This is a genomic window from Endozoicomonas arenosclerae, assembly GCF_001562015.1.
GTDB classification, from domain to species: Bacteria; Pseudomonadota; Gammaproteobacteria; order Pseudomonadales; family Endozoicomonadaceae; genus Endozoicomonas_A; species Endozoicomonas_A arenosclerae.
In genome coordinates, this window is sequence record NZ_LASA01000225.1 from 1 (window position 1) to 9,119 (window position 9,119).

Annotated in this window: 9 protein-coding genes; 3 read left to right on the forward strand and 6 right to left on the reverse strand. The window is 44.5% G+C overall.

Annotated elements, in window-relative coordinates:
• Nucleotides 1-169 (reverse strand): transposase (locus tag WG89_RS32500; RefSeq protein WP_062260605.1); only part of this gene is annotated, 169 nt, incomplete at its 3' end.
• 171 nt (nucleotides 170-340) lie between these two features.
• Between WG89_RS32500 and WG89_RS27850 the strand changes: the two genes are divergently transcribed.
• On the forward strand, nucleotides 341-1,549 hold the full coding sequence (locus tag WG89_RS27850) for an IS256 family transposase (RefSeq protein WP_062270963.1): 1,209 nt from the start codon (nucleotides 341-343) through the stop codon (nucleotides 1,547-1,549).
• A 175-nt stretch (nucleotides 1,550-1,724) separates the two neighbouring features.
• Here the strand turns inward: WG89_RS27850 and dndE are convergent, their stop codons facing one another.
• The 4 genes from dndE to dndB are packed head-to-tail and all read right to left on the reverse strand — an operon-like array spanning nucleotide 1,725 to nucleotide 6,882.
• Nucleotides 1,725-2,078 (reverse strand): DNA sulfur modification protein DndE, encoded by a 354-nt coding sequence (dndE, locus tag WG89_RS27855; RefSeq protein WP_062270965.1) that lies wholly within the window; start codon nucleotides 2,076-2,078, stop codon nucleotides 1,725-1,727.
• Between the two features lie 11 nt (nucleotides 2,079-2,089).
• Nucleotides 2,090-4,051 (reverse strand): DNA sulfur modification protein DndD, encoded by a 1,962-nt coding sequence (gene dndD, locus WG89_RS27860; protein ID WP_062270967.1) that lies wholly within the window; start codon nucleotides 4,049-4,051, stop codon nucleotides 2,090-2,092.
• Nucleotides 4,041-5,771, reverse strand: a complete 1,731-nt coding sequence (gene dndC, locus WG89_RS27865; protein ID WP_079254101.1) for a DNA phosphorothioation system sulfurtransferase DndC — start codon at nucleotides 5,769-5,771, stop codon at nucleotides 4,041-4,043. Before dndC ends, dndD begins: the two co-directional genes overlap by 11 nt.
• Nucleotides 5,761-6,882 carry a DNA sulfur modification protein DndB gene (gene dndB / locus WG89_RS27870; protein ID WP_079254102.1) on the reverse strand — a complete coding sequence of 374 codons (1,122 nt, stop codon included), beginning with the start codon at nucleotides 6,880-6,882 and terminating at the stop codon, nucleotides 5,761-5,763. The genes dndC and dndB overlap by 11 nt, the downstream gene beginning before the upstream one ends.
• 123 nt (nucleotides 6,883-7,005) lie before the next feature.
• Between dndB and dndA the strand changes: the two genes are divergently transcribed.
• Both dndA and WG89_RS27880 read left to right on the forward strand, forming a co-directional pair.
• A complete protein-coding gene (dndA, locus tag WG89_RS27875; protein ID WP_062270971.1) occupies nucleotides 7,006-8,133 on the forward strand; it encodes a cysteine desulfurase DndA in 1,128 nt (375 codons plus the stop codon).
• On the forward strand, nucleotides 8,134-8,910 hold the full coding sequence (locus WG89_RS27880) for a restriction endonuclease (protein WP_062270973.1): 777 nt from the start codon (nucleotides 8,134-8,136) through the stop codon (nucleotides 8,908-8,910).
• Between the two features lie 22 nt (nucleotides 8,911-8,932).
• Here WG89_RS27880 and WG89_RS31475 read toward each other — a convergent pair.
• Nucleotides 8,933-9,119, reverse strand: a 187-nt coding sequence (locus tag WG89_RS31475; RefSeq protein WP_062260707.1) for a hypothetical protein, incomplete at its 5' end; no start/stop codon positions are given.

Sequence of the window (9,119 nt, forward strand, 5' to 3'; positions counted from 1 at the left end):
GAGGATAAGGAGGTCTTCCGTTGCCACGCTTAGGGTAATAGGGCTCGATGACAGCCTCTAAGCGTTTCCATGGAATCAGAACCTCCATTCTTTCAAGAAAAATTTCCCTACGAGTTCTGCGTCGCTTCTGGCTGAATTCACTGTCGGAAAAAGAGAGTTGTTGGTCCATGACTACCTCTGATCAAGCTGCTGAGATTATTATCTCATGATCAGGAACTTATTCGCAGGTTCCCTAGCCCAACAAGCATTAAAGATTTGGTCTATTAATTTTTAAAAGAGACTGTGAATAAAACTGTGTCCCTGCCTATCTTATAACCAGTAATGGTTGAGGATAGGCCTCATGAACAAGCAACAGCTTGAAGCCTTCGCCCGTGAAGCAGCTAAATCCATCAAAACCGAAAGTGACTTGAACGACTTTCGGCAAATGCTCTCTAAAGTCACCATCGAGACCGCTCTCAATACTGAGCTGGATGAGCACCTTGGCTATGAAAAGAATGGCCAGAGCCCTTCTGACAACAAGAGAAACGGTTCCTCTTCCAAGCACCTGAAAACCGAAGATGGCTCTTTCAACATTGATTCTCCCAGAGACCGTGACGGTACTTTTGAGCCTCAACTCGTTAAGAAGCGGCAAACTCGCTTCACGTCCATGGACGATAAAATTCTTTATCTCTATGCCAAGGGTATGAGCACACGGGATATCGTGGCTGCTTTCAGGGAACTCTATGCCGCCGATGTCTCTGAAACCCTGATATCCAAGGTAACCGATGCTGTTATTGAGCGGGTAGTAGAGTGGCAGTCACGGCCTCTCGATGCCATCTACCCCATCGTTTATCTGGACTGTATCGTTGTAAAAATCAGGCAGGATAAACAGGTTATCAATAAGGCTATTTACCTGGCCCTGGGCGTCAATATTGAAGGTCAGAAAGAGCTTCTGGGCATGTGGCTCTCAGAAAACGAAGGGGCTAAGTTCTGGCTGAGCGTCATGACTGAGCTACAGAACCGAGGAGTTCAGGATATCCTGATCGCCTGCGTTGATGGCCTGAAAGGCTTTCCTGACTCAATCAATAGCGTATTTCCTCAAACTCAGATACAGCTCTGCATTGTGCATATGGTGCGTAATTCCATGAAGTACGTCCCGTTCAAGGACTATAAAGCGGTAGCTGCCGGGCTTAAAGGCATTTACCAGTCCGTGACCGAGGAAGAAGCCTTGCAGGCTTTATCGAAGTTCGGTGAGCAGTGGGACAGCAAGTATCCGCAAATCAGCCGTTCCTGGAATAATCACTGGGATCATTTGCGAACTCTGTTCAACTATCCAATGGATATCCGTAAAGCGATTTATACGACGAATGCAATAGAGTCTCTGAACAGTGTGGTACGCAAGGCGACTAACAAGCGAAAGGTGTTTCCAACGGATGACTCCGCCAGAAAAGTGGTCTACCTTGCCATCATGGAAGCGTCCAAGAAGTGGACAATGCCCATCAGGAACTGGAAGCCGGCCTTGAATCGGTTCATGATTGAGTTTGAAGACCGGTTGATAGACTTTGTCTGAAATCAGGCAGAGACACAGTTAGATTTACAGTCTCTTTTAAAAATTTGGAAAATTTTTCCCTAAATGGTTTTTCCTTGCTGATTTATTCAGCAAGGAAAAACATCGTTTTATAAACAACTTGTTAATAATATCACGTTAGATATCTGAAGAGGATTACTTAATCATACGAGCTAATCTAACTGTAGTCACTAATCAACGGAGTAATATTGCTATCGTTCAGTATAAAGGAAATTCCTCGATTTAAATGAAGTTTCAGACACAACATGGGATCATCAATGCCATCTGCTTCAGAACGCTCGATTAACAAAGCATAATATAAATCACTGAATTTACCACCAAACACCTTCCAAGTCATCTCAACTGAACTATCAGAAGGAATATCCTCATAAGGTGGAACTGACGGCTCAGCCAAAGACGTACAAAAAGCCCAGCGACAAAGGGTGTTCCAGTTTTCGATACCAGTCCGCTTTTTCAACTGGAGTAGCTGCTGTTTGCCCTTCTCAGAAAGCCGGATATTTTCAATTGTCATAATTTAACTCCTTAAAAATACCCTTCTTTGATAACAGACGACTTAATATCTTCTTGATACTCAATCTTATACTTGGCAGATATATAAGGCTCCAGCCCTTTGCAATATTGCTGATCAATTTCCTGATCGGTTGAGAGCAAAATTACCTGATGACTGGCATTAGGGAAGTAATTCTCAATCAGATGATTACGGTGTTTGCTATCCAGACGACCAAGAGGCGTGTCGATAATAGCAGGCAGAGGGCGACCCGAAGCCTTTGCCAACCCCCATAGAATAGAGATAGCCAGCAGCTGGCGCTCACCTGCTGATAAACGGGAAGGTTTGATTGACTGTTGATCCTTACCCAGCAAGGTCAATTTAAAAGTGCCAGTATCAATATCGATTTTATCAATCAGATCATCTTTACGAATAAGAGACTGGAAGCTTTCCAGAATTTTCTGCTCCAGACGGCTGATATCTTCGTTAATCAACAATGATCTGAATTCAGTCAGTACATCCCTGACATTGTCGGCCTGCTCAAGCACCTTTAACTGACGCTCAATATCAAAGCCTTTATCAGCAGAGTCTGTCAGCTTTTTGCTGATCTGAGCATCTTGATGATTGATCGCTTCCTCTCTCTCCTGAACCTGCTGTGTCACAAGGTTCAGCTCAATCTTAAGTTTTTCAACTTCTGCTTTAAATTCTTCTATTCGGTTCTGAATTCCGGCAATAATATGTTGTGCCGGAACAGCGCCCAACTTTTTGCTTATCTGCGCTATTTTTTCCTGGAATTCGTCATACCCTTGTTTGAGCTCTCTACCTTGCGACTGGACACCGCTGAAAAACTCATCGTTTAAACCTGCAAACGCTTCAGGAGAAACATTTAGATAGGTTTTTTCAGGTATCTGCTTCAAGCGCTCAGACTTATCTTTTTCCACAAACTGGCGTGCAGAGGCAATAGCTTCCTGGCCAGCACCGGCAGCTTCAAGCAGCTGAAGGAGTTTGGAATCTCTAACGGACAAAGATTCAACCACTGCCTTGGCAACTGCCCCCTCTTCTTCCTTAATGGCCTGTTCTTTGGCTTTGTAGATGAGATCTTTTACCAATAAAAGAGGTGCAGCTCCTTCGGCATGTTTACGCATCTCTTTTTTGTGCTTCTCAAACTCTTTTTCAGCGGCATTCTTCTCTTCTTCAAGAGCTTTCTTGAGCTTATATAGCTCACCACCTTCACGACGAAAATCAAGCCATGCGTCATTTAAGTCGCTTTCGGCCTGCTTCAGCTTCTCCTTCAATAGAGTTCTTTGCTCATTGAGAGGCAGGAGCTCTTTTTTGAGTTCCTTTTTCCGAGTCTCCAACTGTTTGATCTGAGCTTGAACCTCAGCGGTCTGCTGCTTAATCTTCCTTCGGTTTTTAAGAGCATTCAGATCACGAGACAGGTTATCAACCACATCTAAGCCCAGCAGGGCATGGATACCGGTTTTAATCAAACCTGCGGATTTACGGGCATCAGCAAGGCTTTCAATTTTTTCACCGTCAAAGAAAAACAGCCCGGAAATATTAGATGGTATGAACTCATTGACATATTCATCCCATTGCTCAGAAAGCAATGGCTCTTCAACTCCATTTTTACATACCAATAAATTTTCTTTGACACTCTTGCCACGGACAGACCAAGAGCGTTTCACCTGATAACGGTCCCTCTTTCCTTCATTATGGTGATAGAAAAAGAGTTCCAACATGGCACTTTTGTGACGGGAATGTCGGTTGATCGTTTCTTTCAGGTAATCTTCATACGCCATGCGTCCACGATTAGACGTTTTGGCATGTTTGCCATAGAGAACCAGCTGCAAGGCATCAAGTAGCGTGGTTTTACCACCTCCGTTCAGACCACCAATCAGGATGATATTCTTCTCCCCTCTTGGGGTGAAGAATATGGAGTGATCACTGCCTTTGTATATGCCAAAGTTCTCAATATTCAGTTCATCAAGCAACATGATCTACAGTATTTCCATCCTGAGCAGTGGTCTGTGGTGTGATGAAATGTACCAGATCTACATCTTCTTCAAGTGACAGTACATCCTTCAACTGGTCTCTCGCTATCTGTAGGCGCTGCTTAGTTTCATTAATCTCTTTATCTTTTTTCTTCCGGAGCTCAACTTTACCGGAAAGATGTTTGATTTCTTCCAGCAGAGTACCGAGTTTAATTTCCGTACTTTTGATCTCTTTGCGAAGACGGTAAGTCAGAGCTTCTGTCTCATTCACAAAAGAATATTTCTCAATGGCTCGCTCCAGGGTGTCGTAAAGCTTGGCACGTCGAATCATGGTTTTATTCTGGAGTTCGATGTGCAACAACTCACGAGTCTGCTTGTAGAGAAGGATTGGGTCTATTTCGCTGTCTGGATTTTTCTTCACGTACAGTTCACAGGCACGCTTCAACAGAAGCATTTCCTCGGCACCAAAAGACAAACCTTCGGTTAATTGAATGCCGGGATATGGCTCACCCATCACTTCTTGATACAAACCAGGTAGAGCATCTTCTATCTCATGTTTTTCCATGACCCAGATACGTCGGATGGCTTCCATATCGTCGTCATTGAGAAGCTTCATGGTACGAACTTCATCAGGACCGTTTTCCTGAATAGCCAGCTGTGCTCTTAGCACGGCCTTGAATAATTCGTGCCGATGCTCTTCGGTGTAAGGGCCATAAACCAGCTTGGCTTCGCCATAGCGAGTATTGATATGAAGCGTTGTGCGGCCATCCATGCGACGCCAGTCTCTGCGAGAACGATCTACTTCATAATTGGTATGATCGAGGTAATCATCACGCAACTCCAGTAGAGGAGCCATCCAGATTTTCTCATCATCATTATGAATCATGGCGTGCAGGGATTTATCCTGACCAACAAGAGTACAGACGTAGCAACCAAAACGACTGTCACCACAACTTGGCGTGGTTGTATCTACGACCAGTGGGCATTCATTATCTTCTGTTGCGCCCTGGTACATAGTCTGAAGCTGAAAGTTCTCTACACCCCAAGGGTTTCTGATCTGATTGAGGTAAACCCAGACATCGTCATTACTCCATTCACCAATAGGGGTGAACTTCCAGACGCGATCCAAGGTTTGGTCTGCCACCAAACCTTCGCGAGTATTTCGCTCATGCTCTTCTGCTTCGCGCATGTTGGCTGAACGTGTTGTACTCTCAAGCTTACGGGTTCCAAGCACCAAAATGGCTTCGCCATTTTGCTTAACCGTATCTTTAATAAATGTTTCGGAAGGCTTGATCTTCAAACGATCAGTACACCAGCGAAACTTTGGTCGAGGTGCTGGATAGCCCTTACCAATCACATTCACCCAGAAACGGTTTTCTACCGCTGGTATCAGGCGGTGGGCCTGAATAGGTAAGTCTTGCGCTTCTGCCGACTGATTGATTTTTTCCAAAGAAGCTTCTACCCACAAAGCAACCACGGGGTTTTCTACCAGTGTATCTGTACTGATAACATGCACTGGTTTGATATGCTTCTCTTTAGGCAAGTCAGCTAGAGCAAACCATACCAGCTGCAACACGGCGGTAGAGTCTTTACCACCGCTATAGCCCACAACCCAGGGAATTTCATCGCTTAAGTAAAGTTCCTGCGTTTTTTTCAGGACTTCATCAATGGTTTGTTTGAAGCCTTGCGCTTTAAAAGCAGACTTTCGTGCATTACTTGACATGTTCACCTCGCTTAAAGGCTTCTTCAGTTCGCTGCTCATCCGGCGTCAAACTGATGCCAAGCTGCATTTTGATGTAGTTGGATGTAAGGGTAACATTGTGCCCGGCTTTTGTGACACGTCCGCCAGACATACAGCGGCCTTCCCAGGCCTTGGAGTTGGTGCGTCGCCAGTCAATATTGTTCAAACCTGATAATTTCAGTTGTCTATTTCTCATAGATAAATTAATCAGCCGGTTACAAACGGCACCCAGCGCTTGCAGTACCACGGCATGACTATGTATAAACTCTTCTCGTACATCACCTGCAGTGATTTTTGATTCGCTGACAAGCTCCCATTCAGGGATGTTTGTAGCAACTTCGTCCCAAAAATCGATACAAAGTCCGGCTGCATCTTCAACACTCATTCCATCTGTCTTATCTTCTGTTTTTAACTCAACACCACTCAACATCGCAATATTTGCTGAATTGATAGAGCTTAAGGTGAACAGCTTTCTTGAACGTACGGACAATGCTGATTTTTCCATATCCACTAAGCCACTGAAGACCTTGGACTTCATGGCCACCAGCCTGGAAATTTGGGCTTGTGCATCCCGGTGATCATAACACAAACCTAGCGATAAACTTGTTTTCACAGCGTATCGATTTAAGTCCGCAAACATCTGCTGACAACGGTTCAGACCACGGTCGACAAAAAACACTACAGACAAGGTTTCCTCGCCCAGTGCTGGATGTTGCTTGAGAGCTTCTTCGATAGCGGCTCGACGATGCTGACCATCGTTGATGATAAAGTGTGACTGCATGTCCACCCTCAGCGAGCCGACCAAACTTTCATCACCATCATCTCCTAACGGAATAAAATTAACATCGCCATCAATCGAAGCTGTGATCGACGAAAATACGTAGTCATCTTTGTTCCTGACCAGGTAGCGGGCAATTTCCGGTATGCGCGATCGGTTTAAAAGCCTCTGCGCTCGAAGCTCTGGTTTTAGCTCTTCCTCATCAAACAGAAATATTTTGGGAATCAGCTTAAGCGGACACATGGAGACATAATACTGACGCCCTGCCTGAGTACCCCGTATGGATGGGAATACATACTCGAATGAAGCAGTCATGGGGATGTCACAGGAATGTATGGATACAAAAAATGAGATGTTTGTGAGATTATGACACTCTGTTTGTTTGTTATCCAGAAGATTTTCATCTGAGAACGAAGCTGCTTATACAGGAATAATTTTATGTCGGTTTATCTGGATTGCAACGCTACGGCTCCCATTGATCCAGCCGTAGCGGCTGTAGTCACAAAATATCTTATTGAAGAGTTTGGTAATGCTGGAAGCCGAACTCATGACTTTGGCACCCGAGCAAAACAAGCTGTTGAAAAAGCCCGTCAACAACTAGCTCTGGTTGCGTCTGCAGGTAAAGATGAAGTTATTTTTACCAGCGGTGCTACTGAAAGTAATAACCTGGTCATTTTAGGACTTGCTCCTGAAGGTGAAAAAACGGGCAAGAAGCACATCATCACTACAGCAATTGAACATAAAGCTGTACTGGAACCTAATGAAGCTCTTGAAAAAAGAGGCTTTGAAGTCACGTATCTGAAACCAGATTTTGATGGCCGTATTAAGCCTAAAGACTTGGCTGATGCTTTACGTGATGACACGCTGTTAGTGTCGATTATGCATGCCAATAACGAAACTGGTGCCATTCAACCGTTAGCTGAATGTTTAGAACAGCTTAAAGGGCATGACGCCTATTTTCACACTGATGCCGCCCAAAGCTTTGGTAAAATTCCCAAAACACTGGAAAACAAACGCATTGATTTTATCAGCGTCAGTGCTCACAAACTTTACGGACCTAAAGGTGTAGGTGCGTTAATTGCCCGTAAAAGAGGCTACAAGCGCACTCCTCTATCAGCAATTATGTTTGGTGGTGGTCAGGAAAAAGGTTTAAGACCTGGTACTCTGCCTGTACATCTGATAGCAGGGCTGGGTGAAGCTGCTGAACAAGCACTTCAAAACCAGACGCAACGTAAAGAGGCATGTTTAAAGTTAAAAGATGAAGCATTGTCTGCATTATCAGAACTGAATCCTCGATACCACGGAGCTGATAATGCTTTGGCTCATACCATTAATTTCTCTGTTCCAGGTATTAATTCTGAAGCGGCCATTGTTGCTCTGAAGGGTATTGCTGCGGTCTCTAATGGTTCTGCCTGTACCTCCCAAAGCTATACCCTCAGCCATGTTCTGACTGCGATGGATATGCCTCAGGAAGAAATCATGGGTGCGATCAGGGTATCCTGGTGCCATATGACAGAAACCGTTGACTGGTCAGCGATTGTGAGAGCATTGAAAGAACTGTTGTAAATGGAAAAAAGGACTATTGTACAGGCTGCAATTGCTGTTTTGGAAAACGCATCGCAACCTCTCACGATCAGTGAGATTCATGGAGAGATCGTTAGCAATAATCTCTACACATTCAACACGCCAACCCCCGAGCAAGTTTTAAGGGTACAGATCGTTCGTCACTGCGAAGGTGCCACTTGGTCAAACATGGCCAAGAAGCGCTTTTTCAAAAAAGTGGACGATAGTCGCTACACTTTGCTGTTCGAGAAGGAAGAGGAAGCTACCGCTACCACTTCTGATATTGCCCTACCAGATGCTACATCATACATAGATGAGATCAGGCAGCTGCAACAGCTTCATCTTCAACAAGTAAAAGGCCATATCCTTGAAGATTTGAAACGCTTGAGCCCATTTAATTTTGAGCGTTTTTCGGCACGGCTTTTGTCTAACTACGGTTTCAAAGATGTGAATGTCACTAACGTCAGTAATGATGGTGGCATTGATGCTTATGGGAAGCTAAAAGTTGGCCTTTCCTATATGAATGTCGCTGCTCAATGCAAACGCTACACAGGTCGAAATAAAGTTACCCGTCCTGAAATCGACCAGTTCAGAGGTGCTATTCAGGGACGTTATGAACAAGGAATTTTCTTAACCACCAGCCAGTTTACAGATGGAGCGAAAGGGGCTTCATTTCAGACTGGTGCAGTACCTATTATCTTGATCGATGGTCCTCAAATGGCACAGATTATGATTGATCACCAAATCGGAGTACAACAGTATTTTCCAATCCTGAAATGAGCCTGAAGGCAGGTACTACTACCTAACCCTCGGCTTGTCGCTCATGAACTAATTGAAACAGGATTTCTCTGGCTTGTTGCAGCTTTCTGGCCGCTTCATTATCGGTCATGGCTTCCGCTTTGTCCTTTAGTTGGTCCAGTGTAATCCCTTCTTTCAGGTACTGTTCTGGTTCCTTCAGTGACAGGAACTTTTCGTAAGGGGTCATCATG

Coding starts and splice junctions, on each gene's coding strand:
- WG89_RS27850 (WP_062270963.1), top strand. CDS start 341: ATGAACAAGCAACAGCTTGAAGCCTTCGCCCGTGAAGCAGCTAAATCC.
- dndE (WP_062270965.1), bottom strand. CDS start 2,078: ATGACAATTGAAAATATCCGGCTTTCTGAGAAGGGCAAACAGCAGCTA.
- dndD (WP_062270967.1), bottom strand. CDS start 4,051: ATGTTGCTTGATGAACTGAATATTGAGAACTTTGGCATATACAAAGGC.
- dndC (WP_079254101.1), bottom strand. CDS start 5,771: ATGTCAAGTAATGCACGAAAGTCTGCTTTTAAAGCGCAAGGCTTCAAA.
- dndB (WP_079254102.1), bottom strand. CDS start 6,882: ATGACTGCTTCATTCGAGTATGTATTCCCATCCATACGGGGTACTCAG.
- dndA (WP_062270971.1), top strand. CDS start 7,006: ATGTCGGTTTATCTGGATTGCAACGCTACGGCTCCCATTGATCCAGCC.
- WG89_RS27880 (WP_062270973.1), top strand. CDS start 8,134: ATGGAAAAAAGGACTATTGTACAGGCTGCAATTGCTGTTTTGGAAAAC.